Here is a 23,445-nt window from a genome sequence, read left to right as displayed (position 1 = left end):
TTTGTCGAAATATATCTATGCTGTCCGGGAGGCGTGCTGGGGAGATTGCGTAATTGCACAGCTAAACACCGGACACACACAAAGATCGTATCCAGGGGGAGTACTCATGAAGTGGTTCAATAACATGAAAACAGCAAAGAAAATCATCTCAGCTTTTCTGCTAGTTGCTGTGATTTTGGCGGGATTCGGTATCTATTCGATATCGACGCTGCGGGGGATGAACAAAAACACAAATGAAATGTACAACAACAATTTGATTTCCGTAAGAGATTTATCCGCAGCACAGATCAGTTTTATGAATATGCGTTTATATTTGCGGAATATGAGCACAGAGAGCGGAGCTGAAGCTAAGGCTAAGATCAAGACCGAGATGGCTGCAGCCCGTGAGAGTATCGAACAAAAGATCGATACTTTCCGTACGGTAGCCAATACCACAAAGGAGCAGGAACTGCTGCGGACGTTCGATATCGAATACCCATCCTATCTAAAGCTTTATGAGCAGGGCATGTCCATCGCAGAGAATGAGGATATTACGGCATTTAACGAATTTAATAAAACAGTTCTGAGCCTGCAATCAGAAAAGGTTGCAGTAACATTGACGGAGCTGGTTGCTTTCAATGCAAGCTTGGCAGAAGCCACCAACCATCGTTCGGAACAAACCTATAACACTTCACTGGTTGTTACTATAGCCGTGGTAGTCGCTGCGGTCATTATCAGCATCCTTATTGGAACTTTCATTGCACGCTCGATCTCTAGACCTCTACGGCAGATGCTTAGTCTCGCTTCCGCGGTGGCTGACGGAGATCTGACGCAACAAGCAGAGATTTCCTCCAAGGATGAAGTGGGTCAATTGGCGTCTGCACTCAACCGGATGGTGACCAACTTAAAGGATTTGATCAATGGTATCGTGATGAATTCGCAAAGTGTTGCCGCTTCCTCCGAGCAGATTTCAGCAAGCACACAGGAAATTTCCAGCACCAGCACCAGCCAGTCGGCTGCGGCATCCAACATCACTGAACTCTTCAGAGAACTGTCGCTTGCCATTAACTCTGTGGCTGTAAGTGCAGAAGAAGCAGCAGAGCTCTCTAATGATACGGTCAGAACTGCCCGTGAAGGCGGATATGTGGTCGAGACATCCCTTCAGGGAATGCAGGCTGTGAATCACAAGATGACTCAGCTGGAAGATGACTCCAGCAAGATTGGCGATATTATTGAGGTCATTGACGATATCGCCGAGCAAACGAACCTGCTTGCGCTGAACGCAGCCATTGAAGCAGCCCGTGCCGGAGAACAGGGCCGCGGCTTTGCTGTTGTAGCCGATGAGGTCCGCAAGCTGGCGGAACGAAGCAGCGAGGCGACAAAGGAAATTACGAAGATTATTAAAGCGATGCAGGAAAATACGAAACAGAGTGTCCGGGCCGTGTCCGAAAGTGTGGAGCAATCTTCGATGACCAGCCAGGCTTTTGAACAGATTATCGCGATGGTGAATAACTCCGCGCTTAAAGTGAATGAAATTGCTGCGGCTTGCGAGGAAGAGTCTGCACAGGCTGCTGAGGTTATGAGTTCGGTAGAAGCGATCTCGGCTTCGAGTGAGGAGTCCGCCGCTGCTTCTGAAGAGACTGCAGCTACCTGCCAGTCTTTGGCTCTGCTCTCTGAAGAATTAGCCATTTCCGCTGCTGCATTCAAAACCCACTAATTTTACAGACTGAAGGTGACAACATGTCCACGCTGCAGAAGGAACAATATATTGAACTCGCCGTGGGTGCCGAGACCTGTGCGATCCGCATCGAAGAGATTCATGAAATCATCAAGATGCTGAGCATTACGGATATACCGTTCACCAGGAATGAAGTTAAGGGCGTGGTGAACCTCCGGGGCAAAGTAGTCTGTGTCATGAGCCTGCGCAATCTGCTTGGTATGTCGGATGAGCCCTATACAAGAGAAACCCGGATTATCGTAGTCCGTTGCCGGGATGAATTCGTAGGTTTGATCGTAGATAAAGTGAACAAAGTGACTACCTACGGAGAAATTCATCCGCCTACTGGAGGGCATAGCCGAAGTAGAGAAGGTGTTTTCCATGGCATTGGACAACAGGGAGACCAGCTTATTGGGATCTTGAAGCTCGAGGAAATATTGGGCGGATAGAAAGGAGAATATAAATAATGATGGAGCTGTCTGCCTACCGAGATATTTTCATAGAAGAGCTGAACGACCAGTTGGAGCGGATGGACCAGTCCCTGTTGACCCTTGAACAATCTCCTTCGTCCGAGCTGATCCAAGTTCTGTTCCGGGCCGCACATACGATCAAGGGCTCTTCTTCAACGATGGCCTTCCGGGAAATGAGTGATTTGACCCATGAAGTGGAATATGCGCTGGAATGGGTACGTGAGAAAAAACCGGAAATCACCGCAATTCTGATTGATACACTTTTTAGCGCACTGGACGCCATGAAGAAGCTGCGCAGCCAATATATCAGCGGGGAAGCTTATGATGACTGCAGTTCTGTGGTTTCGGAGATTAAAGCGCTGATTAACAAACCTGCAGAGCAAGAGCCGGTCCGCCCGCCTGTATTAAGTGCCGCTGAGAATCTTAAAGTAGAGGAAGCCACTGCCGCCGGGGAACTGATCCTAATGATCGGAGTTTCGCTGAAAGAGGATTGCCAGATGAAGGCAGCACGGCATTTCATCCTGTTGCAGCGGATCGAAGATGTCTGCGGATCGGTTATTGCTGCCTCACTTTCACCAGGTGAAGTTGTAGATAAAGATGAAGATAGCCGTTACGGCAGATTCGCTGTAGTGGTTGCAACATCGAAAGAGCCGCAGCTGATCCAGTCACAGCTGGAGGGGGATTCAGATGTGCAAACTCTGGCGATTACTCCATTCGAATCGGGAGAAGCTGCCGGCGGAGAGATAACTACTACAGAAGTGCCGGCAAATATGCCACAGTCCGCACCTCCGGCTGAAGAACGGGTCAAAGGTAATCAACCGACGGTCCGGGTCAGTGTGGAACGGCTCGATCATCTGATGAATCTGGTCGGTGAATTGCTGATAGACCAGACCTCACTAGCGGATCTGAAGACGACAGGCATCCGCAATGACCCTGCTAAAGCGCTGCAGAGCATCAGCGGCGTATCCGATCATATGGGCAGTGTCATCAAGGAATTGCAGGAAGGCGTGATGAAGACACGCATGCTGCCTATAGATCAGCTCTTCAGCCGGTTCCCGCGTATGGTCAGAGATCTGGCGCAAAAGCTCGGCAAGGATATAGAGCTGGTGGTACAGGGCGGCGAGACCGAACTGGACAGGATGATTATCGAGGAATTGAGCGATCCCTTGATCCACTTAATCCGCAACAGTGCAGACCACGGAATCGAAAGCCACGAAGTGCGTGCGTCAAAAGGCAAACCGGCGAAGGGGCGCATTACCCTGTCCTCCTTCCATGAAGAGAATAATGTAGTGATTTCCCTGGCAGACGACGGTCAGGGCATTGATGCCGGGAATATCAAGGCTTCCGCGCTTCGCAAAGGCATGATTACAGAGGATCAGGCCGCACATTTGACACCGCTTCAAGCGCTTCATCTCATTTTCGAACCCGGATTCTCGACGGCTTCCGAGGTGAGTGATGTATCCGGACGTGGGGTGGGAATGGATATTGTCCGCAGCCAAATCGGAAGGTTGAACGGAATCATTGATATTGATACAGAGCCGGGTAAAGGGACGACATTCACGATCAGGCTTCCGCTCACCTTGGCGATCATCAAGGGGTTGCTGGTCAAGGTGTCAGGCCGGGTATTGATTCTCCCCATGTACAACATTGCTGAAATTGTTCGTATTCACCCGGAAGAGATTCAGACGATCCAAGGGGAGCAGGCGATTATCAACCATGGACGGATTGTGCCGTTCTCCTGGCTGCGGGACAAGCTGCATTATCCGCGTGTTGAGCGCAGTTCCAAAACGATCTCGATTGTCATTGTCAGATCAGTCGACAAAATTTCTGCCTTTGCGGTGGATGAAATCTTGGGCAATCAGGAAGTGGTCATCAAAACGCTCGGAACCATGCTCGGGACCTTGAACCATCTATCCGGGGCGACCATTCTGGGGAACGGACGGGTGGCTATCATCTTGGATGCTTCCTATCTCGTAAGCCATTAATTTTTTGATGGGTTAGTGTGGTCAGTCAATGAATAAATTTGCGTGTGAGAGTGCTTCATCAGCCGGGAGAATAGCTGATGGAGCACTCTTTTTCAATAGAGCTCTGTATAGAACTTTTACAGGATGGAGAAAAATATGGAAGAAGACTTAAGGGAAAGGAGTGGTGATGTGGATATTACACTGGGATCTGATGAAGTTATCAACCGGATCAAGCAGCTTCAATCCAACGGAACAATCAACAAAAAGCAGGTAAAACAGCAGGATCCGGAGCTGATGCGGAGCGCATTGTATTATTTTCCAAGCTGGGAGCATGCCCTGAAAAACGCAGAGCTGGTATAGAACAATACGACAAAGAGCCGAAGATGCGACTACTGCGCACCTGCGGCTCTTTAACTTTGTGAGGAAATCCACTTCTCATTTATTCCGTTGAACCCTCTATTTTTGGTAAGAATTTTTGTTGTTCGATTGCTTTTTGGTTTAACTGCAGTTCATCTCTGAACGAATTGATTTTCAACTGCAGTTTGCGCAGGATCTCCAACTGCATCTCATTAACCCGGTCTTCAATGCAAAATGCGGAGCAGGAGAGAATACCGTCGGCATAAGACTTCGTTTCATCGGTAACGGTATTAAGCTTCTCTTTATAGATTCTCTTTACAGGTCCATGCTCGGGTTTGATCTCGTAATAACGGTTGGTCTCAAGCAGCAATCGCCAATGGCTCACCTTAAAATCAAATTCATCCTTCTCAATCTCTGCGGATACTTTGACAATTCTAATCTGATTGTTCATGATGATAGTGATCCTCCTGCAAACCCATACTTTTAATGGGGATAAATTCTCGATGATGGACTAAGAGATTATATCATGCAAAGGAATCATTTCCTACTGAAATTTATTAAAAGAATAGTTCAATGGAACTATGTGTAAATACCTTTTACAGGAGGATGTCATGAAAAAGTTAATTGTTGTCAACGGCACAATGGGTGTCGGGAAATCCGCAGTATGCAAAAGTCTGAACGGGGTGCTAAATCATTCCGTATGGCTGGACGGCGATTGGTGCTGGATGATGAATCCCTGGATCGTAAACGATGAAAACAGAGCCATGGTGGAGAATAACATTACATATCAGCTAAGAAACTTCTTGACGAACTCTACATTTGAACATGTCATTTTCAGTTGGGTACTTCATCGCGAAGAGATCTTGCAAGGTCTTCTGAAACGGCTAGATGATCTGGAATTTGATCTACAAACGATTACCTTGATCTCTTCGGAGACTGCACTAAGGCAGCGGATGGAGCAAGACCATAGACCGGAAGAGCAAATTCTCAGCAGTATCGAACGTTTAAGCTTATACCGGAACATGGGGACTACTAAAATAGATACAAGCAGCCACGGTGTGGACGAAGTTGTTGAACAAATGAAATTAATCATCAGTCAATAAGGAGGGCTTTATGCTTATGCATAATCTTCAAGCCGTTTTCATAGACCGTGACGGGACGATGGGGGGAACCGGACATTTTATTCATCCCCGCGATTTTGAACTGTTCCCGTTCGCGTTGGGCGCGATACATCTGCTTAAAGAGAAGGGGATCAAGGTCTTTGCACTAACTAATCAGCATAGAATTGCTCTTGGCCAAGCCAGTGAGGCGGAATTTAGCAGGCAGTTTGTGTCCTTCGGGATGGACGCCTCCTACATTTGTCCTCATTCCTCCGGGAGTGACTGTGAATGCCAGAAACCCAAACCAGGGCTGCTTCTTAGAGCAGCCGAGGAACATGGTTTGGATTTGAGACAATGTGCGGTTATTGGTGATGTTGGAACAACGGATATGCTGGCAGCAGCCGCAGTGGGCGCAATCAAAGTGCTTGTCCGTACGGGCTGGGGCGAAAATTCGCTTATGGCTTACCGCAAGGATTGGTATGAGGCGGCGGAGCCGGACTTTATTGCAGCAGATTTGCTGGAAGCCGCACAATGGCTGATTGCATTGAAAGTTGGCTAAGACAGGGCAACCAGCGGATGTGTTTGATTTTTTCATAATAAGGCTTGAGTTTACGCTCCTGGAACTTCGCCTCTATTCGGCTATACAGATTGTTGCCCATAGCAAATAATCCTCCTTTAATAGTAATAACGGCGGGCGTTATCTATTAGAAAGCAGGATGTGGCTAGGCTCCTTGAAGGTATGGAACCGGATAAGAATTCGTTCACTTGCTATACATACCAGATCATAACCCTGTACGAGATGATTGGAGAGCAGCAGGATCATTTCAAAGTGCAATATTGTTTTTAGAGAGATGAAACCGCAGTATAAGTGGTTGTCGAAGAGAACGGTAAACAGCGGCGTCCGGTCGAGGCTCAGTATGTTAAGGATGACTTTATAGCAAACCAAATAGAAGTTAAGCAGCAAACGTCCGCATCCCTCCAACATAAATATCCCGCCTCCTCATCCGCAGCTGCAACTTTTTGGAAAACCAAGAGTCTTATAATTATCTGAGAACTAGAAAATAAAGTAAAGTGAAGAAAGGATATGGATAGGTAATGAGAAAAATATGGCTGTTTACTCCAATATTGCTTTTGCTGTTTCTGTTCCCGGCAATATCGTCAGCGGCTACCCATGCTTCGTTCATTTATTACGTGGCGAATGGCGGCAAGGGTACTGTTCCGGCACTGGTTAAGAGCGGCACTGCGTTTGTCCCGGCAAGTCTGCTGGAAGAGGCAGGTCTGCAGGTTGCCTGGGATAAGGCAGATCTACGGGCCAAATACGTTGGATGGGAAAAAACAGTGGTTGTCACGGTTGGCAGCAAGACTGCTGTGCTTGATGGGAAAACAGTTCAATTAGGAGGAGCGCCGTTCCGGTATAAAGAGCAATTATATCTTCCTGCCCGCTTTGTGGTGCAGGCGCTGGAAGGGCAGACAGTAAGCTGGGATGCGGCTCATGCTGTCTATACCGCCAAAGGGCTTGGGACCTTCGCGAGTATCAAGGCAACATTTGAAGGTATCACGTATTCTGTTGTTAAAGAGTCCGGCAAGCTGTATGCCGCAAAGGCGCCGGGAAAACCGCAGCTGATTGCTAAGCTCGGCTCCAAGCTGTACGACATGGTCGATTTCAAGTTTCAGAAGACACCCGGTGGCTTAATCCACTTGACACTATCGGATATTTACGGTGAACCTCATATCAACAATACATGGTACACACTGGTGATTAAGAACGGAGTGGTGATCCGGCAGGCCAGCGTCGGTTATTTTAACCGGTTCGGAAATAACGTAACCATGTATGGCAATAATCTGGTGGTTACGGATGGCAAGATCCTCCGGGTGATTGAGGACGGAACAGGGAAGGTGAAGGAGACCCTGGATCTGGCGAAACTCGGGGGTGAAGACGATAATTATCTGGTGGAAGGAATTGATGATGATTTCCTGTTGATCCGTCCGAATCAGAAGGGGATTCTAATGTTTATTGACCGTAAAACGGGGGAGAAGACGTTACTGTACAAGGAGTTGTTGAATCAGGAACAGCAGCAATATGCGGAAACGAACGACGTGCCTTATTACGGAGACGAATTGAAGTTTATCAAACGTGAAGGCAATACTTTGCAGTTTAAGCTGGGCAGAGAAGATCAAATATACAACTATCTTATGAATGAATATTAAGGAGTGGCAGATTTGAACAAATACTTTTTTGCGGTCATTTTACTGTCTTCACTGCTCTTTGCGAACGGTTGCACTACCTCAAAGCATGTAGAAACAGGGTATGCGGAGTCCGCTATCCATGACGACTTTCCAATTCCAGAGGCTGCAAAACAAGGGGAAATAACGACAAACTCCGCCAACCCCAATATAAAAATAGGCGTCAGCTACGAGTTGGATAATATCGGGGGAGAGCAGGGACTGTACCCGCCCGAAAGTTATTTTCAGAAATTAGATGATGCGGGATGGGCAGAACTGGAAGACCGCCGAATGGGACATGTACAGTTTTTTGAGAAAGAAGATACAGTGATCGCCATTGAAATTCATGAGGATACCTTTGAACTGTATGAAATGAAGCCGGGAGCCTCCTTCTGATCCGATTCATTATAGAAAGGCAAGGTGTAAGTATGGAGAGCTCCCCTGACTATTTATATCATTATTATGAGAAGTCCAGAGGCCCGTTTGCCAATTTATCCGATTTGAGCGAAGCGCAGGCAGACGAAGTTCTGGAATCAATCCGCAAACAAAACGATGTGATGGCCTCCCGCCGCGATCAGGGGTATTTAGTGCGCAGACGGGAGTTAGAGGGATTAGCCAGAGAACTGTTCCTTTTAAAAGGCGGGAAGCCTGTAAGAAAAGCCCCGCATTATATGGTAGTTGGCCCATGCGACTGGCTTAGTGACTGGTATAAGGAAAGTGCTTTTGTACAAATACCTATTTCACAGTTTAAACTGGACACCCTCTCGTTCTCCTATGGCGATTTGTTTCCCACCTTTAGCCCGCGGGTGAATGACGGCAAGGAATATCGCAGGCAGATTTACACCTACCAAGAAATCTTAGAGCTCATTCAGAAATATGGCTTGCCTCAGGAATGGAACAGAGATGGCTCATATGGGCCGGAGAGATATATTGAAGTGCAGGTCTGGGATGATGGACCACTGGGGAGAACAGTTGAAGCTTAAAAAAGGAATCATAGCGGAATTATGTAGATAAATATGGCGCAAGTCACAGAAAAGGATTACAATAAATCCAAATTATTGCCCTTTGCATGGCGATGAACACTAGATTGTATAACAGAGGAGACGAGTAATGGTAAAAAACACTGCAAAAGGGCATCCGATTTTATTTTCACTCATGCTGGGGATTCTGCTGACTTTATTGATCTCAGTCGCATCCGCAGCCGGAACCATCATGGAACTGGACGATACGGGGCTGAAGATTGCCCAAGCCGTAGCATTTTTGGTCATGGCTGTCATTGTAACGCTGTATATGACAAAAGGAGAGCGCACCTTAGCCCAATTCGGCTTCAGAAGCACTGGCGTGTCCAAGGCAAAAGAAGCTCTCTATTATGTGCCGCTGCTTATTATCGCACTTGTACAACCTGTTATGAGCGGCATCAACGTTGATCTTACTGCGGTCGACATTCTGGTTATTGTAATTTTCACCATGCTGGTGGGCTTTACGGAAGAATCCGTTTTCCGGGGGATCATCAGGGATAAACTGAAATTCAAGGGGCCGGTGTTTTACATCGTTTTCTCCTCCGTCTTTTTTGGCATCCTACATATGGCTAATGCATTAAACGGCAGTAATATAATACATATTCTTTTGCAGGTCATTAATGCGCTGCTGCTCGGCTTCATTTTTGCACTGCTTATTGAAACCACAAACCACATTATTCCAGTAATCGTGTTTCATTTTGCCTATGATGCGCTTGCGATGTTCAGCAATGAGAATCTGGACCAGGAAGTTCTGCTGGTTTCCATCTTGAATATCTTATACCTGATCTATGGAATCTATCTGGCTTACAACCTGGTGCGCAGAAACAAGATCAACCCTCCAGTCGGCAAAACGGTCGGGAACCACAGGTAGGTCAAGCTGCATAGAGCAAGCAACCCCTGATTCTGCAAAAAGTGGTTTGAGTGCTGCGACTAATGAATAGCTTCACCACTTATCAAAGGCGCCTTCAGCTTAATGCTGAAGGCGCCTTTTGACGTTAAGAGCCAACGGATTCTAGAATTCCAGTGCTATGGCCCCTATCTTCAAATTAGATGGTACGGATAATATCGGTGGCTACGCTTGCGGTCTGACCTCCATGTCCATTGTGGTGTCGAGTCTGGCCGGGCAGACTGTTGATCTGTCCTTAATGGCAAAGTGGGCATACGAGAATGGTTATTGGTGTTCAGGGAACGGCTCTTACCATTCGCTGATTCCCGGAGCGGCAAAGCATTTCGGACTTTCCTGTGAGAGCATCGGTACGGATGAACCGCAAAAGCTGGTAGATGCCCTGTCGAATGGAAAGTTGGTGGTGGCTCTGATGGTAGAAGGCCATTTTACAAGCGGTGGACATTATATCGTTTTGCGGGGAGTGACTACGGACGGAAAAATATTTGAGGCTGACCCTGCCAGTTTCAAGCGAAGTAATCAGGCGTGGGATATTTCGATTATCATAGATGAAGCAAGGCACGGAGCATCGGCAGGCGGCCCTTTGTGTGCAATAGACTAAGGAGACAGGAAAAAATGAATCATAAAAAGAAGCTGATTGAGCTGTTTCTATACTTTGTTATTGTGGTGGTGGGGATCGTTCTCTTAATAACTTCCAATGCAAAGGACGGGCAAAATAGCGATTTTCAAGTAGGAGGTGCGTACCATGCTGCTGTACTTGACGAGCAATAACAAAAGCGGTCTGATTGATGCCGCAGTGAATGAAAAAGAGCTGACCGCAAAGACGCAAAAAGCTGGTGGGCAAATTCTCCCTGTGCAGTTTTGTCACCAAGGATATGCGCAACTATGCAATGGCAAAGTATTTCGTGGTGGACTTCTCCTGTATGGACGAGCAGCTTGATGACTTTGTGGTGGCACTCCAATCCTTTTAGATGATGTTTTCCTCGCGGATGATCCTTTCCGGCTGTGAGAACACGGACGGAGCGATTGACCGACTTGTGGGAATCGGAGTAACAAATCTTGCAGCCGATACACAGGATTCAGTCCCGGAGGAACTGCTTGATTGTTTATCTGATGAGGGAATGCAGAAATCCCTCCCGCAACTTGGATTTATAGAGCAAAAACCGCTGTTACAGCCGGAGCTTTCCCGCAAATCTGAGCCGGAGGAAATCGTGCAGTACCGGTGAAACGCGCAGAACATCAAAATAGCCGTTGCGGGATCGCAGCGCAGGAGCGGTGTCACCGTAACGACTTTTAAGGCAAGGCTTGTGCTGAACTGCCTGGTTCTGCATTGTAATAAGGATGGAGAGTGCTTTCCGTCTATCAAAACCATAGCTGCCGTGTGGGGTTATGCGTTTCCACAGTAAAACATGCATTGAATGATTTAATGGAAGCAGGATATATCGAAAAGCAGTTCAGGCTCCGGTTTCAGATAATATACTTTGCCCTGTGATCGGTAAAGCTATTGCTCCTGCAAGGAAAAAGTGCGACTTTTTTTCAACTGTTCAGGTGAACTATACTGTACTGTTGAGAAAAGAAGTATTGTAAAACTACTAATAATAACTATGTTATTGTGTTTTACTACCACTATTAAGGAACAGCAGCTTAATTTTTTCGAGATAAAGAAATATACTATTATCTAGGGATAGAAGAAAATCAAAGGGTAGAACGAGGGGGAAATTAAATGAATAATATACTTTTAGTCGAGGATGATTTAAGTCTTATCGACGGCTTGGAGTTTTCGCTTAAAAAGGCTGGCTTCTGTGTAGACATTGCAAGAACAGTACGAGAGTCTTATGCGATCATTGAAAAGCAAAACCATGACTTGCTGATCCTTGATTTGACCCTGCCCGATGGCAGCGGGTATGAAATATGTCAAAAAGTACGGCAATCCTCATCCGTTCCTATCATCTTTCTGACCGCTTCGGACGAGGAAGTTAATATCGTCAAAGGACTGGATATGGGCGCAGACGACTATATCACCAAGCCCTTTAAGCTGAATGAACTAACAGCAAGAATCAATGCCCTGCTGCGCCGGGCGAAGTTATCAGAGTCAACGCAAGCGGAACTTGCTTCCAATGGCATTACGGTTCGGCTGGCAGAAAACCGAGTATTTAGAGATACAAGCGAGATTGAGCTTACCACAGCAGAATACCGGCTGTTATGCCTTTTCATGCAAAATCCTAATGCAGTTTTGACGAGAGAAATTATACTGAACAGGCTATGGGACAACGACAGTAGCTTTGTGGATGACAACACCCTATCGGTTTACGTTCGCAGGCTCCGCAGCAAAATCGAAGATAATCCTGAAAATCCAATATTCTTGCTTACGGTGCGGCGGCTCGGTTACAAATGGAACATTGTAAAGTGAGGCGGTGGCTATGAAGATTCTTGCGAACAGAAATATTAAAAAACTGCTGCTCACTTTTCCAATCATCCTACTGATGTTTATTGGGTTTGGGTTATTTCTTGTGCAGAATATTTCAGATCATTACAAGAAGAGCATGATCGAACACGATTATAACATTGCCGGTTACTTCGTTAAAAACGGCTCCGCTCCGTCACAGATTGCAAAGGCATTTACCGCCGACAAAACGAGCAGCAAAATACAGGCAGGGCAGGAAATCTTGCAGGCAGCAGGATATACTGCCGATACCCAAACTCGCTTGCTCCCAGAAGTACAGGCGTTTCATCGACAGTGCACAGTTATATTTCTTGTGTTCTCAGTTCTCTTGTCATTGATCTTGCTGATAGTTTTGCTGCTGTTTCTTCTGCGGCAGGATAGGATGATTGAGAAGGCGAATGATGATATTCGCTCCTTTATGGAAGGAGATATCAGCATGCGCTTAGATGACCATGAGGAAGGAAGCCTGTCACAGTTTTTTACATCTGTGAACGGAATGGCAACCTCGCTTACGACCCATATCGACAATGAAAAACACGGACGGGAATTTCTTAAGGATACGATCTCCGATATTTCTCATCAACTAAAGACCCCTCTTGCCGCATTGAAAATTTATAACGAGATCATTCAAGATGAACAATCGGGCAACGAAGTGGTGAATGAATTTGTCGCTAAAAGTGAGCGCGAATTGAACCGTATAGAAGTGCTTATTCAAAATCTGCTCAAGCTGGCAAGACTGGATACTGGCTCTATTGTATTGGAAAAAGGCAATCACAATGTCAGGGACTTTTTAGAGGATGCGATAAAAAGCTTCCGCACCCGTGCAGAGCTGGAAGAAAAAATAATTCGGCTGGATTGTGATGAAACCGCCATGATGAACTTTGATCAAGAATGGCTGCTGGAAGCAATTAGCAATATTATTAAAAACGCACTGGAACACACCGATGTGGGCAGTGAGATTATGATTGGCTGTGAAAAAACACCGATTTTAACCGAAATCAAGATCCAAGATAATGGAACAGGGATTCATCCCGAAGATATTCATTCTGTCTTTAAGCGTTTTTACAGAAGCCGCTTTTCAAAGGACAAGCAAGGGATCGGTATTGGACTTACCTTATCGAAGGTGATTGTAGAAAGGCATGGCGGCTCAATTACCGTTGAAAGCGAATTAGGAAAAGGGACTACCTTTCGCCTTGCCTTTCCGATGCTTTCAAAACTGTAAGGTAGGATTCACCTGAGAGTAAGGTTGACGTGTTATCATCTCATAAAAATAAAAAGTGAGGTGTTTTAGGTTGGATATATTAACAACAAAAAATTTATGCAAAACATATGGAACAGGAGAAACAAAGGTGGACGCTTTGAAAAACGTGTCCTTTTCCGTTTCAAAGGGAGAATTTGTTGCAATTGTGGGGCCGTCCGGTTCAGGCAAAAGTACCCTGCTCAATCTTCTTGGCGCATTGGATGCGCCTACCTCTGGTAAGGTGCATTTGGATGGGAAAGACATTTTTACAATGAAGGAAAAAGAGCTGTCCGTCTTTCGAAGACGAAATATCGGTTTTATCTTTCAGGCTTATAATTTGGTACCAGAACTGAACGTAGAGGAAAATATCATCCTGCCGCTGCTTTTGGATTACCGGAAGCCGGATAAAAAATATATGGATGAACTTCTCGGAATATTAGGACTTACGGAGCGCAAACATCATCTGCCCAATCAGCTTTCTGGTGGTCAGCAACAGCGTGTCGCAATTGGACGTGCGCTTGCAACGAAACCGGCCATAATTCTCGCTGATGAACCGACCGGAAATCTGGACACTAAAAATAGCCGGGATGTAATTAACCTTATGAAACTGTCGGTTGAAAGGTACAATCAAACCCTTGTGATGATTACCCATAATCCGAGTTTTGCATCCTTTGCAGACCGTGTCTTGAATGTGGAGGACGGTGTTGTGACAGAGCTTGGAGGTAAAAATCAATGAAAAGCTATCTTACTCTTGTTACAAAGTATTTATCGGCACACAAAAAGAAAACTCGGTTGGTTGTTACCAGTGTCGCTATATCGGTAGCGCTGATTACCGGTATCTTTTCTATGCTGGATGTGTTCCAGAAATTTGAAAAGATGCAGATGATTCACGATTATGGGAATTACCATATTTCAATTAAGGATGCTACGGAAAAGGAAAGGGTGGTTATCTCCAGCCGCATTGACGTAAAAACCTCCGGCGAATGGATATTTTTAAAAAACGGAAGCTTGAACGGGAAAACGTGCAGGATGGATGCGATAGAGGAGAGCATCGCTCCCAATATGCGAGTTAACCTTTTAGAAGGCAAATATCCTGTAGCTGAAAATCAAATGATGCTGGAAGAATGGGCCGCTGAAAGTTTGAAACTGAAGGTGGGCGATACGGTAAAGCTTGTTTTTTCGGACAATACGGTTAAGCCATTTCTACTCAGCGGTATTTGCAGCGATTATTCCACTACAAAAGCTGGGGATCAGCCGACAGCACTTTTATCCGTTTCCGGCGCCAATGCGGCCAATGCAGAGAAGATATCGAGACTTTATATTGAGTTCAAAAATGGGGTCAATGTTAATAAAGCACAGAAGGACATCCAAAGCAGCCTCCAACTAATGGATGACAGAATCGGTCGAAATGAGTATCTGCTGGCGGCGATTGGGCAAAGCACAGAGAATAAGGCTACAAGCCTGTACATCGCAGGCGGTATTTTGTTCTGCATTGTTTTGATGGCCGGTGTGATGATGATTTATAATACCTTCAATATTTCGGTTATGGAGAGGATTCAGCAGTTCGGACTCCTGCGGTGCATCGGCGCATCACAGATACAAATTAAAAAGCTGGTTCGGCGCGAAGGTCTACATATTACGCTGCGGGCTATTCCAATCGGTCTGTTGGGCGGAATACTCATCACTTTCTTTTGCACTGCGTTGCTCAAATTTTATAACAAGAACCTTTTTGGAGAAATCTCTCTTTTCCAATTCAGTATCATGGGAATTGTAGCAGGTATTGCAGTGGGATTTCTCACAGTTCTCATTGCTTCCTTTGTTCCTGCCAAAAAAGCAGCAAAGGTTTCTCCCGTCAATGCAGTAACAGGAAGCAGTGATTTAAAGATTTCCAAGAAGAAAAAACAAGGACTTTTGACAAGAATGTTTCATGTAGAAACCGCAATGGGCATCAACAATGCTATTGTAAAAAAGAAAACTCTTCTCCTGATGTCCTGTTCCATTGCAATCAGCATTGTGATGTTTTTGGGATTTCAGGTTTTTATAGATTTTCTTAACACCTCTATGAAAACATCAAAACCCTATACACCTGACATTACGCTCACTTCTGAAAATAGTTTGAGCAGCGATCTTTACAGCAACTTGCGTAATATGGATGGGACAAAGGCGGTCTATGGCAGGATGTTCGGTTATGTGAAGGCTACGTTTGATGCTTCAAAGCTGACAGACAGTTACAAGGAGAGCATGGGTGGTATTCCGACAAAGGACAATGGGCTGTTTGATGCACCAGAGCCATCATGGCTGATCTCTTATGACCGAAACCAGTTGGACTGGGCGAATGCAGATTTGCTGGAGGGAGAGCTTTCGGAAGAAAAGCTGAATGCACAGAATGGTATTATTGCAGTAGCAAAAAATTTGAGGAACAATATTTCTACAGAAACCACCTCGTTCCAACTTGGGGATAAGGTTTTTATTGAAACGCCAAATGGAACAAAAGAAATGACCGTCATGGGTATTCTGCGCTCTGTTCCGTTCAATGATTCGGTTCTGTCCATGACGATGTTTATCACCACGGAAAAGCTGTTTACCCAGCTTACCGGCGAAGAATCCTATCAGGCCATTGATATACAGCTTAAAAAGTCCGGTCAGGAGGATACCTTCAATCAGATAAAAAGTTTGTTAAACAGTTCGACCACTGTCTATGACGCACGGCAGAAGAATGCGGAGACTAACCAGACCTTTTTCACAATGGCTGTTTTCATCTATGGTTTTGTGCTGGTAATTGCATTGATCAGCATTCTGAATATCATTAATACAATGAACACCAGTGTGGCATCGAAAACTCGCTATTTGGGTGTTATGCGCGCAATTGGTATGTCGGGTACACAGCTTGACAGAATGGTTACAGTGGAAGCCGCTACTTACAGTCTGTCCGGATGCGTGATTGGCAGTGTCGCCGGAATTGCATTGCAAAAGGCACTCATTACATTTACACTTTCATCCTATCATATCGTATGGAAGTTTCCCGGTGCGCAGATAGGCCTGATATTCCTGTTGATTCTGGTCATTACAGTAATTTCCGTTATCAGTCCGTTGAAACGGATTAAGAAGCAGGGTGTATCTGAAGTAATCGGGTCGCTATAAAAGGTTTGATTAGAAAACCGTCAATCATTAATCATTCATTGGGGAAATGGTTGACGGTTTTTCTATTCTTTCAGTATTGTAATACGTTGTGCTGAAACACACCCGCCCATGTTCAGTTCCTGCGGTCACTGCAATAACGCACAGCTGATCTCAGACTAGGCCTATGTGAATCAGGACTGGAATGTGCTGAATTTTGAACGGATCAAATGGGGAGGAGCCCCCCTGAACTGGCTTCTCTATTGTTGGCTTGATCTGGAGATGCTATTCCCAGGAGGCGCTTAAGTATTATTTTGGTGCGTTTTTGTAAGGGCAGAACGTTCAGAATGAATTGTCTTATAACCAAATTCCGGAGTCTGAAAGTTAAAGCTTGATCACGGGGCAAGCAGTGCAGGTGCGATGATTTCACGGAACACATCAACAGGAGGTTTCTTTTTCCGCCACTGATCTTCGGTCAGAACCACAACCGTCGAAAGCTCCGGCATAATATAAACAAACTGTCCCCCATACCCGCGGGCATAGAAGTATGCCTGGGAAGATGCAGATGACTCCTGAGCAGCCGAGGTGTAGACATCAGTCCACCAATGCCAGCCATATCCGCCGCGGTAGGGGGCTTCTACATGAAGTGCGGTTTCCGTAGAGCGGTTGACCCGTTCAGGGGAAATGAGCTTTGTGTGCTCCCACATGCCCTCCTGCAAATAGAGCTGTCCCAGCTTCAGCAGGTCGGAAGGCCGCAGCTTCAGCCCGAACCCGCCCGTATGAACGCCTTGAGGATCAACCTCCCACTCATAAGCTTTAATGCCCAAAGGGCCAAACAAATAGTGCTCGGCAAACTTGGCCGTGGACATGCCAGCCGCTTGCCTCAGGATGGCAGACAACAGCTGAGAAACGCCGGAGTTGTATACCATTCGGGCTCCGGGTGTGTCCGACATCGGCTGCTCCAGCACAAACCGGACCCAATCCGGAGAACGGGTCATCCGGGGGAATGAGTTCTGCCCGCTAAATTCAGTCCAGTTGAAACCGGCAGACATCGTGAGCAGATGCTCCAGTGTGATTTCTGTTTTACGATGATCCGGGTCAAGGCTAAGCTGCGGATAAAATAACGTCAGCGGCGCATCCGGCTGCGGCAGCAGCCCCTTGTCCATGGCGATGCAGATTAGTGCGGAGAGCACACTTTTGGTACAGGAATTGATTTTGGCCAGTTCAGTGGCTGTATTAGGCGCTCTATAGTGTTCAAGTACAAGCCTGTTGTCCCGGCTGATCAGACAGCATCGCAAATCGAGCGTTGTTAGCGCTACGGAAATTGAAGATAGATTCATTGGGTTTATCCTTTCATTATCATATCGGGAGAGCACTTGGGTGAAACCCGGAATTTTTGCGATAGTTTGCCTTTCAACCAATAATATTAACATACAAATGGAGAATTTTATGATTCAATTCAAATGGGGCTGCTGAGAGAGGAATGGCTGTCCCATCCAGTATTCAAGTGAAATCAGGAACAGCTCACAATATAACAGAATGGTTGCGGGGGAGAACAATGTCAATCTATTTGGTCAGACACGGTAAAGATGATGAGGGATTCCGCGGTGGATGGAGCCAGCGTGGGCTTATTGCAGAAGGAATTGAACAGTCGCAGAAACTGGGGCAGTATCTTAAAGCGCACAACAATCTTTACAACATTCAGCGAGTGGTTAGCAGTGATTTAAGCCGTGCGGTTGAAACCGCAACCGAGATTGCTAGTGAACTCCGCTTACCACTCGAAAGCAGCAACAACTGGAGAGAAATGAACAATGGCCTCATCGCCGGGATGGCTCATGAACTTGTAGAGGAGCAGTATCCGGGTCTCTATTTCTCGACTTTGCAGATGGATGAGGAATTCCCGGGCGGGGAGAGTCCGATTGATTTTTTCACCCGTATACAGGCAACCTTTAGAAAGTTATGCGAGGAGCAGCTCCTCAACAAGGGGGAGGAGAACATTTTAATTGTAACCCATGGCGGAGTTATTAATATTATTTATCATATTTTAAATGGCGTAGAGTGGTCGAATAAAGGCAAAGCTTACCCTAGTACATATACCAGTCTCCATCACATCCAATATGATGCCGGAAAATGGGAGATTACAATGGAGAATCTGACTGCCTAATAGATGGAAGGATTCTATAATAAGGAGGGTCTACACATACTTTAATTACACCGAAATAGCGAGACAGCGCCTCTTGAAATGAGGAACTGCCTCGCTCTATTGGTTACGACTTTTTTATCCGATAAGTTATACCAGCGTATTCTGAGCTTCCGGCATATTCAGATCTTCGCCGTTGCTCTCGATCACCTGCTTATACCAGTAAAAGCTCTTCTTCGGAGTTCTTGCAAGCGTTCCCTTGCCTTCATTGTCTTTATCAACATGGATGAATCCGTAGCGTTTTTTCATTTCGCCCGTTCCCGCGCTCACCAGATCGATACATCCCCATGGCGTGTAACCGGCCAGTTCGACTCCGTCGGCAATAGCTTCTTTCATCTCTTCCACATGCTGCTTCAGATAATCGATCCGGTACAGATCGTTAATGGATCCATCCTCTTCCACAATGTCCACTGCTCCGAGGCCGTTTTCCACAACCATCATCGGAATTTGATACCGATTGTAAATGTTGTTCAGCGCCCATCTTAGTCCCTTCGGATCAATTTGCCATTCCCAGGCGCTTGCTTTGAGGTAAGGATTTTTGAGGCCCATGGACATGTTTCCGCCAATTTGTTCCTGGTTCGGATCAGCACTGACACAGGTGGATGAATAGTAGCTGAAGGTGTAGAAGTCCACACGGCCGGCTTTCAAAATATCTTCATCCTCTTCCGGCATTTCGAGTTCGATTCCGTGCTCTTTAAAGTAACGCTTGGCGAATCCCGGATAGGCACCCCTGACCTGAACATCGCCGCACAGGAAATTGGACAGATTATCCTTCTCCTGAGCCAACAAAACATCGTCCGGATTGCAAGTCAGCGGATAAGAACACATGTAGGCGATCATACAGCCAATTTTGAATTCCGGATTTATGCTGTGTCCCAGCTTCACCGCCTTGGCGCTTGCGATGAACTGATGATGCAGAGCCTGATAGCGAAGCTGTTCGTTATCCTTGATAGACATGGTGAGTTCGCCGCCGCCCTCAGGTAGCATGGCTCCCGCCATAAAGGTGCCGAATGGCAAGGTCATAATGTTGATTTCATTAAAGGTCAGCCAGTATTTCACCACATCTTTGTACCGGCTGAAGATCACTTCGCAGTATTTCACATAGAAATCCACGACCCGGCGGTCGGACCATCCGTTATATCTCTTGGCCAGATTGAAGGGAGTTTCATAATGGGAGATGGTAACCAGCGGCTCTATATTATGTTTCTTGAGCTCGGCGAACACCCGGTCATAGAACTTCAAGCCTTCTTCGTTCGGCTGTGAGTCGTCTCCGTTCGGAAAGATCCGGGACCAGGCAATCGACATTCTGAATACCTTGAAGCCCATCTCCCCGAATAACCGGATGTCCTCTTCGTAGCGGTGATAAAAATCGATGGCCTCATGGCTCGGATAATTCAGGCGTTCTTCCAGTTCCGGCGTAATTCTGCGCGGCGTGTCATGCGTTCCGGCAGTTAGCATATCCGCCGTGCTCAAGCCTTTTCCGCCTGCGTTATATCCGCCCTCTAGCTGATTGGCAGCGGTTGCTCCGCCCCATAGAAATCCTTCCGGAAACGCCTTGATCCAATTGTTCATGATTCATTCCTCCTATATTTTATATGAATGGGTTAGATCACAACAGTCAGCAGATCTTCATTGATCGAGATGATTTTCTTCTCGGTTTCGATAACATCCAGGTAGTTGCCCGAGTTGGCGACGATTACAGGTGTGGTTAAGATAAAGCCGGCCTCCTTAATCGCATTCATATCGAATTCCAGCAGGAGATCGCCTTTTTTCACATGCTCCCCCTGTTTGACTTTAGGCGTGAAGTATTTGCCCTTTAGCTTTACGGTATCCTTACCGACATGAATGAGAATCTCGACGCCGTTCACGCTTGTAATCCCGATGGCATGACCGGAAGGGAACACATTCGTCAGCACACCGTCAACTGGAGAGTATACTTTGCCTTCAGCCGGTTCGATCGCCACGCCTTTGCCAAGTGCGCCGGTGGAGAACGCTTCGTCTTTTACTTCGGTCAAAGCGATTACGTTGCCTTTGAGCGGGCTGATCACGGTTTCCTGCTTAACCAGGACATCGGTTCTTCCGCCTTCTTTGTTCTCAGCTTTGACTTCATCGTCCTTAAATCCGCCGAAGAACATCAGCAGGAAGCCGAGGACAAAGCTGACGATGATCCCGATAATCGCGCCGTAGAATCCGCTGTCGATGCCTCCGGGGCTGATATAGCTCGGAATGCCGAAGATGCCCAAACCACCCATAATATAGCCTTTTGTTCCCATAATTCCAATGATGCCGCCACCGACCGCCGCAGCGATACAGCTCAGAATGAACGGTTTTTTACGCGGCAGCGTAATCCCATAAATCGCAGGTTCCGTTACACCGAAGATTCCCGAGATGAAGGCGGGTACCGAGAGCGATTTCAATTTGATGTTCCTGGTTTTAAGCAGAATGGCCAATACGACACCTGTTTGGGCGAAGGAAGCTCCGAATACGCCAGCAAGAATCGGATCATATTTAAGTACAACCATGTTGTTGATCGCAATCGGTACAAATCCCCAGTGCAGACCGAAGATAACGAATACTTGCCAGAACGCACCGAGCAGTGTGCCTGCGATTACCGGACTCAGGTTATAGATAGACAGCGTGCCCGCTCCAAGAAGCTGACCTGCCCATGTCGCAATCGGTCCGATAAAAATCAGCGCGAGCGGAACAATCACCAGCAAGGTGAAGAATGGAACCAGGAAGGTTCTGACGACGCTTGGAATCATCTTTTTGAAGAAGCTTTCAATTTTGGAGCTTACATACGTCGAGATGATGATCGGAATAACGCTGGACGAATAACTCATCAGAATCACTGGAATGCCCAGGAAGGTCAGATAGACCGGTGATTCGATAACGGTGCCGCTGAATAAGGTGTACAACGGCTGGCCTGCTGCAGTTATGCTTGAAAAGGTCGGATAGACCAGAGTCGCGCCGATCCCCATCCCGATGAAAATATTGGCATTGAATTTCTTGGCTGACGTATACCCTAGAAAGATCGGGAAGAAGTAGAACAGACAGTCACCGATCGCGTTCAGAATTTGATATGTGCCCGATGTGCTGGTAAGCAGGCCAAGAGAGAGGAACAGCGCCGTAAAACCTTTGATCATACCTGTCGCGCTCAAGACCCCAAGCGTGGGCGTGAATACGCCGGAGATGATGTCGATAAATCTGTTTAACAAACCCACCTTCTCATCGGATGTTTCTTCGGAGGCCGTTTGGAATCCGCCGGCGGCGGCGACTTCAGCATAGACTTCAGGCACATGGTTGCCGATTACGATCTGATATTGTCCGCCACTCTGCACGACTGTGACGACACCGTCCATGTTCTTCAAGACATCCGTGTTGGCTTTGCTCGCATCCTTCAATTTAAAACGCAGGCGTGTGATGCAGTGGGTTAGGCTATTGACATTTTCTTTACCGCCGATATTTTGGATAATGTCTTTCGCCAATTTCTCATATTTCATAAGTTTTCGCCCCTTCGTTTGATTCTTACAAAAAAAAGCGAGACCCTATAGATTAGCGTAAAGTACACTGTCTATATTGGTCTCGCCTGCATTAGCAGTAACAATCCAATTTTTTATTCAGTTGATGTTAGTGTAACTCTATGAACGTGGATGGTCAGATACAACTTTTCTTCATCCGACAGCTCGTTGTTCAAATATTTCTCAATCTTCAGGATGCAATCATAAGCTTTTTTGTATTTGGATTTGACCTGCCTAAGCAGGAAATCATCCTCGAGCACTGCTTTCTGCCTTTGACGCATCCTTTGGAAAAAAAACCTCAGGTGGGTGATAAACCGTTCATAGCTGATTGATTTTTCATCAAGGTCAATATTATACGTATACTTGACGATATTTAAAATGTCCTGGATCTTCTCCGTCTGCTGCGCCACATCCGCAACCTTGGCAGATGAACTGTTCACCTGAGCATTTATTAAATGAAGGACGATATTGCCTGCTTCATCTTCAGATAACCGCTTATCCACGGTTTCTTCGATAAATTCCAACGCCTTCAGACCGATGGCGAATTCTTTCGGATAGAACTTTTTGATTTCCCAAATCAACGGATTAACGATTTTGATTCCCTCGTCATACATCTTGAACGTGTTGTTGATGTGATCCGTGAGAGTGACATAAATGTATTCGCTAAGCGGGGTCTCCAGCCTATTTTTGGCGTACTCTATGATGTCATAGCATAACGATACATAATCGGATGGAACATCTTCCAGCAGTAATTTGAATTTCTCCGAAGCGTCTTTTTGTTTAAGAATAAAAACCTTCTCGATTAAGCTTTCATCGACCGCATCCCCGACACTCTTCTTAAACCCGATGCCGCAGCCCATGACGACAGATTCCTGGTTGTGCAAGTCTTTGGCTACAATCGCGTTATTGTTGAATATTTTTTTGATGATCATCCAATTGCTCCCCTTCATCCCGTATAAAGGCGACCTTCATCATTTTCAGGAGAATAATATTAAGCGCTCTCATAATCGGCGGGAACCTTTATGGCGTTTCACATCACTCATTCCGTCGTAGAGTATAGGTCTTTACGGTGAAGAACAGAATTGTGTAAACAAAAAAGACAAAACCCAAAACATGTGTATTCACATGTCCTGGGTTTTGCCTTTTCAGTAACAATCCCAAAGTCATGTTATCATACACTCGGGATTTTAGCAA

General features: G+C 46.2%; 24 protein-coding genes. 18 read left to right on the top strand and 6 right to left on the bottom strand.

Annotation, left to right across the window (positions count from 1 at the left end):
- Positions 1 to 106: 106 nt before the first annotated feature.
- From ACQ76X_RS00550 to ACQ76X_RS00535, 4 genes are all read left to right on the top strand, one after another.
- Positions 107 to 1,696: a methyl-accepting chemotaxis protein gene (locus ACQ76X_RS00550; RefSeq protein WP_438490917.1), complete on the top strand. Its 1,590-nt coding sequence runs from the start codon at positions 107 to 109 to the stop codon at positions 1,694 to 1,696.
- Positions 1,697 to 1,719: 23 nt separating this feature from the next.
- A complete protein-coding gene (locus ACQ76X_RS00545) occupies positions 1,720 to 2,145 on the top strand; it encodes a chemotaxis protein CheW (protein ID WP_341094294.1) in 426 nt (141 codons plus the stop codon).
- 17 nt (positions 2,146 to 2,162) lie between these two features.
- Positions 2,163 to 4,151 (top strand): chemotaxis protein CheW, encoded by a 1,989-nt coding sequence (locus tag ACQ76X_RS00540; RefSeq protein WP_438490916.1) that lies wholly within the window; start codon positions 2,163 to 2,165, stop codon positions 4,149 to 4,151.
- A 135-nt stretch (positions 4,152 to 4,286) separates the two neighbouring features.
- Positions 4,287 to 4,490, top strand: coding sequence for a hypothetical protein (locus tag ACQ76X_RS00535; RefSeq protein ID WP_038594117.1), 204 nt, complete (start codon positions 4,287 to 4,289; stop codon positions 4,488 to 4,490).
- A gap of 79 nt (positions 4,491 to 4,569) precedes the next feature.
- Here ACQ76X_RS00535 and ACQ76X_RS00530 read toward each other — a convergent pair whose 3' ends face one another.
- A complete protein-coding gene (locus ACQ76X_RS00530) occupies positions 4,570 to 4,938 on the bottom strand; it encodes a hypothetical protein (protein ID WP_438490915.1) in 369 nt (122 codons plus the stop codon).
- 160 nt (positions 4,939 to 5,098) lie between these two features.
- Here ACQ76X_RS00530 and ACQ76X_RS00525 point away from each other — a divergent pair, with 160 nt between their 5' ends.
- Positions 5,099 to 5,590: an AAA family ATPase gene (locus ACQ76X_RS00525; protein WP_438490914.1), complete on the top strand. Its 492-nt coding sequence runs from the start codon at positions 5,099 to 5,101 to the stop codon at positions 5,588 to 5,590.
- Positions 5,591 to 5,606: 16 nt separating this feature from the next.
- Positions 5,607 to 6,146, top strand: coding sequence for an HAD-IIIA family hydrolase (locus tag ACQ76X_RS00520; RefSeq protein ID WP_438490913.1), 540 nt, complete (start codon positions 5,607 to 5,609; stop codon positions 6,144 to 6,146).
- Positions 6,147 to 6,284: 138 nt separating this feature from the next.
- Here ACQ76X_RS00520 and ACQ76X_RS00515 read toward each other — a convergent pair whose 3' ends face one another.
- Positions 6,285 to 6,572 carry a hypothetical protein gene (locus tag ACQ76X_RS00515; RefSeq protein WP_438490912.1) on the bottom strand — a complete coding sequence of 96 codons (288 nt, stop codon included), beginning with the start codon at positions 6,570 to 6,572 and terminating at the stop codon, positions 6,285 to 6,287.
- Between the two features lie 110 nt (positions 6,573 to 6,682).
- Between ACQ76X_RS00515 and ACQ76X_RS00510 the strand changes: the two genes are divergently transcribed.
- The 11 genes from ACQ76X_RS00510 to ACQ76X_RS00460 all read left to right on the top strand — a co-directional run bounded on the left by ACQ76X_RS00510 (position 6,683) and on the right by ACQ76X_RS00460 (position 16,557).
- A complete protein-coding gene (locus ACQ76X_RS00510) occupies positions 6,683 to 7,795 on the top strand; it encodes a copper amine oxidase N-terminal domain-containing protein (RefSeq protein ID WP_438490911.1) in 1,113 nt (370 codons plus the stop codon).
- A 12-nt stretch (positions 7,796 to 7,807) separates the two neighbouring features.
- The gene (locus tag ACQ76X_RS00505; protein WP_438490910.1) at positions 7,808 to 8,206 is read left to right on the top strand and encodes a hypothetical protein; all 399 of its coding nucleotides are present in this window, start codon (positions 7,808 to 7,810) and stop codon (positions 8,204 to 8,206) included.
- A 32-nt stretch (positions 8,207 to 8,238) separates the two neighbouring features.
- Positions 8,239 to 8,793 carry a hypothetical protein gene (locus ACQ76X_RS00500; protein ID WP_438490909.1) on the top strand — a complete coding sequence of 185 codons (555 nt, stop codon included), beginning with the start codon at positions 8,239 to 8,241 and terminating at the stop codon, positions 8,791 to 8,793.
- A 127-nt stretch (positions 8,794 to 8,920) separates the two neighbouring features.
- Positions 8,921 to 9,700, top strand: a complete 780-nt coding sequence (locus tag ACQ76X_RS00495) for a CPBP family intramembrane glutamic endopeptidase (protein ID WP_438490908.1) — start codon at positions 8,921 to 8,923, stop codon at positions 9,698 to 9,700.
- Positions 9,701 to 9,857: 157 nt separating this feature from the next.
- Positions 9,858 to 10,334 (top strand): C39 family peptidase, encoded by a 477-nt coding sequence (locus tag ACQ76X_RS00490; protein ID WP_438490907.1) that lies wholly within the window; start codon positions 9,858 to 9,860, stop codon positions 10,332 to 10,334.
- A 14-nt stretch (positions 10,335 to 10,348) separates the two neighbouring features.
- On the top strand, positions 10,349 to 10,504 hold the full coding sequence (locus ACQ76X_RS00485) for a hypothetical protein (protein WP_438490906.1): 156 nt from the start codon (positions 10,349 to 10,351) through the stop codon (positions 10,502 to 10,504).
- On the top strand, positions 10,479 to 10,673 hold the full coding sequence (locus ACQ76X_RS00480) for a hypothetical protein (protein WP_438490905.1): 195 nt from the start codon (positions 10,479 to 10,481) through the stop codon (positions 10,671 to 10,673). The genes ACQ76X_RS00485 and ACQ76X_RS00480 overlap by 26 nt, the downstream gene beginning before the upstream one ends.
- Positions 10,674 to 11,456: 783 nt before the next feature.
- On the top strand, positions 11,457 to 12,143 hold the full coding sequence (locus ACQ76X_RS00475; protein ID WP_438490904.1) for a response regulator transcription factor: 687 nt from the start codon (positions 11,457 to 11,459) through the stop codon (positions 12,141 to 12,143).
- 10 nt (positions 12,144 to 12,153) lie between these two features.
- A complete protein-coding gene (locus tag ACQ76X_RS00470; protein WP_438490903.1) occupies positions 12,154 to 13,398 on the top strand; it encodes a sensor histidine kinase in 1,245 nt (414 codons plus the stop codon).
- 70 nt (positions 13,399 to 13,468) lie between these two features.
- Positions 13,469 to 14,152, top strand: a complete 684-nt coding sequence (locus ACQ76X_RS00465; RefSeq protein WP_438490902.1) for an ABC transporter ATP-binding protein — start codon at positions 13,469 to 13,471, stop codon at positions 14,150 to 14,152.
- On the top strand, positions 14,149 to 16,557 hold the full coding sequence (locus ACQ76X_RS00460; RefSeq protein WP_438490901.1) for an ABC transporter permease: 2,409 nt from the start codon (positions 14,149 to 14,151) through the stop codon (positions 16,555 to 16,557). Before ACQ76X_RS00465 ends, ACQ76X_RS00460 begins: the two co-directional genes overlap by 4 nt.
- 371 nt (positions 16,558 to 16,928) lie before the next feature.
- Here the strand turns inward: ACQ76X_RS00460 and ACQ76X_RS00455 are convergent, their stop codons facing one another.
- Positions 16,929 to 17,873: a serine hydrolase domain-containing protein gene (locus ACQ76X_RS00455; protein WP_438490900.1), complete on the bottom strand. Its 945-nt coding sequence runs from the start codon at positions 17,871 to 17,873 to the stop codon at positions 16,929 to 16,931.
- A 218-nt stretch (positions 17,874 to 18,091) separates the two neighbouring features.
- Between ACQ76X_RS00455 and ACQ76X_RS00450 the strand changes: the two genes are divergently transcribed.
- Positions 18,092 to 18,697, top strand: coding sequence for a histidine phosphatase family protein (locus ACQ76X_RS00450; protein WP_438490899.1), 606 nt, complete (start codon positions 18,092 to 18,094; stop codon positions 18,695 to 18,697).
- A gap of 126 nt (positions 18,698 to 18,823) precedes the next feature.
- On the opposite strand, the gene ACQ76X_RS00445 is transcribed toward ACQ76X_RS00450, so the two are convergent.
- The 3 genes from ACQ76X_RS00445 to licT all read right to left on the bottom strand — a co-directional run bounded on the left by ACQ76X_RS00445 (position 18,824) and on the right by licT (position 23,183).
- Entirely contained in the window at positions 18,824 to 20,305 is a 1,482-nt protein-coding gene (locus ACQ76X_RS00445; protein WP_438490898.1) for a glycoside hydrolase family 1 protein, read from the bottom strand.
- A 32-nt stretch (positions 20,306 to 20,337) separates the two neighbouring features.
- Positions 20,338 to 22,233, bottom strand: a complete 1,896-nt coding sequence (locus ACQ76X_RS00440; protein ID WP_438490897.1) for a beta-glucoside-specific PTS transporter subunit IIABC — start codon at positions 22,231 to 22,233, stop codon at positions 20,338 to 20,340.
- A 113-nt stretch (positions 22,234 to 22,346) separates the two neighbouring features.
- Positions 22,347 to 23,183, bottom strand: a complete 837-nt coding sequence (gene licT / locus ACQ76X_RS00435) for a BglG family transcription antiterminator LicT (RefSeq protein ID WP_438490896.1) — start codon at positions 23,181 to 23,183, stop codon at positions 22,347 to 22,349.
- Positions 23,184 to 23,445 lie beyond the last annotated feature (262 nt).

The sequence above is a fragment of the Paenibacillus sp. IHBB 3054 genome, assembly GCF_051594305.1.
Taxonomy (GTDB): domain Bacteria; phylum Bacillota; class Bacilli; order Paenibacillales; family Paenibacillaceae; genus Paenibacillus_AQ.
This window is presented reverse-complemented; position numbering and strand designations above follow the sequence as displayed.

Excerpts from the sequence above, each read along its gene's own strand:
- ACQ76X_RS00550 (WP_438490917.1), top strand. The coding sequence starts at position 107 with ATGAAGTGGTTCAATAACATGAAAACAGCAAAGAAAATCATCTCAGCT.
- ACQ76X_RS00445 (WP_438490898.1), bottom strand. The coding sequence starts at position 20,305 with ATGAACAATTGGATCAAGGCGTTTCCGGAAGGATTTCTATGGGGCGGA.
- ACQ76X_RS00500 (WP_438490909.1), top strand. The coding sequence starts at position 8,239 with ATGGAGAGCTCCCCTGACTATTTATATCATTATTATGAGAAGTCCAGA.
- ACQ76X_RS00475 (WP_438490904.1), top strand. The coding sequence starts at position 11,457 with ATGAATAATATACTTTTAGTCGAGGATGATTTAAGTCTTATCGACGGC.
- ACQ76X_RS00520 (WP_438490913.1), top strand. The coding sequence starts at position 5,607 with ATGCATAATCTTCAAGCCGTTTTCATAGACCGTGACGGGACGATGGGG.
- ACQ76X_RS00480 (WP_438490905.1), top strand. The coding sequence starts at position 10,479 with ATGCTGCTGTACTTGACGAGCAATAACAAAAGCGGTCTGATTGATGCC.
- ACQ76X_RS00515 (WP_438490912.1), bottom strand. The coding sequence starts at position 6,572 with ATGTTGGAGGGATGCGGACGTTTGCTGCTTAACTTCTATTTGGTTTGC.
- ACQ76X_RS00495 (WP_438490908.1), top strand. The coding sequence starts at position 8,921 with ATGGTAAAAAACACTGCAAAAGGGCATCCGATTTTATTTTCACTCATG.
- ACQ76X_RS00525 (WP_438490914.1), top strand. The coding sequence starts at position 5,099 with ATGAAAAAGTTAATTGTTGTCAACGGCACAATGGGTGTCGGGAAATCC.
- ACQ76X_RS00470 (WP_438490903.1), top strand. The coding sequence starts at position 12,154 with ATGAAGATTCTTGCGAACAGAAATATTAAAAAACTGCTGCTCACTTTT.
- ACQ76X_RS00510 (WP_438490911.1), top strand. The coding sequence starts at position 6,683 with ATGAGAAAAATATGGCTGTTTACTCCAATATTGCTTTTGCTGTTTCTG.
- ACQ76X_RS00540 (WP_438490916.1), top strand. The coding sequence starts at position 2,163 with ATGATGGAGCTGTCTGCCTACCGAGATATTTTCATAGAAGAGCTGAAC.
- ACQ76X_RS00455 (WP_438490900.1), bottom strand. The coding sequence starts at position 17,873 with ATGAATCTATCTTCAATTTCCGTAGCGCTAACAACGCTCGATTTGCGA.
- ACQ76X_RS00535 (WP_038594117.1), top strand. The coding sequence starts at position 4,287 with ATGGAAGAAGACTTAAGGGAAAGGAGTGGTGATGTGGATATTACACTG.
- ACQ76X_RS00460 (WP_438490901.1), top strand. The coding sequence starts at position 14,149 with ATGAAAAGCTATCTTACTCTTGTTACAAAGTATTTATCGGCACACAAA.
- ACQ76X_RS00485 (WP_438490906.1), top strand. The coding sequence starts at position 10,349 with ATGAATCATAAAAAGAAGCTGATTGAGCTGTTTCTATACTTTGTTATT.
- ACQ76X_RS00545 (WP_341094294.1), top strand. The coding sequence starts at position 1,720 with ATGTCCACGCTGCAGAAGGAACAATATATTGAACTCGCCGTGGGTGCC.
- licT (WP_438490896.1), bottom strand. The coding sequence starts at position 23,183 with ATGATCATCAAAAAAATATTCAACAATAACGCGATTGTAGCCAAAGAC.
- ACQ76X_RS00440 (WP_438490897.1), bottom strand. The coding sequence starts at position 22,233 with ATGAAATATGAGAAATTGGCGAAAGACATTATCCAAAATATCGGCGGT.
- ACQ76X_RS00490 (WP_438490907.1), top strand. The coding sequence starts at position 9,858 with ATGGCCCCTATCTTCAAATTAGATGGTACGGATAATATCGGTGGCTAC.
- ACQ76X_RS00530 (WP_438490915.1), bottom strand. The coding sequence starts at position 4,938 with ATGAACAATCAGATTAGAATTGTCAAAGTATCCGCAGAGATTGAGAAG.
- ACQ76X_RS00450 (WP_438490899.1), top strand. The coding sequence starts at position 18,092 with ATGTCAATCTATTTGGTCAGACACGGTAAAGATGATGAGGGATTCCGC.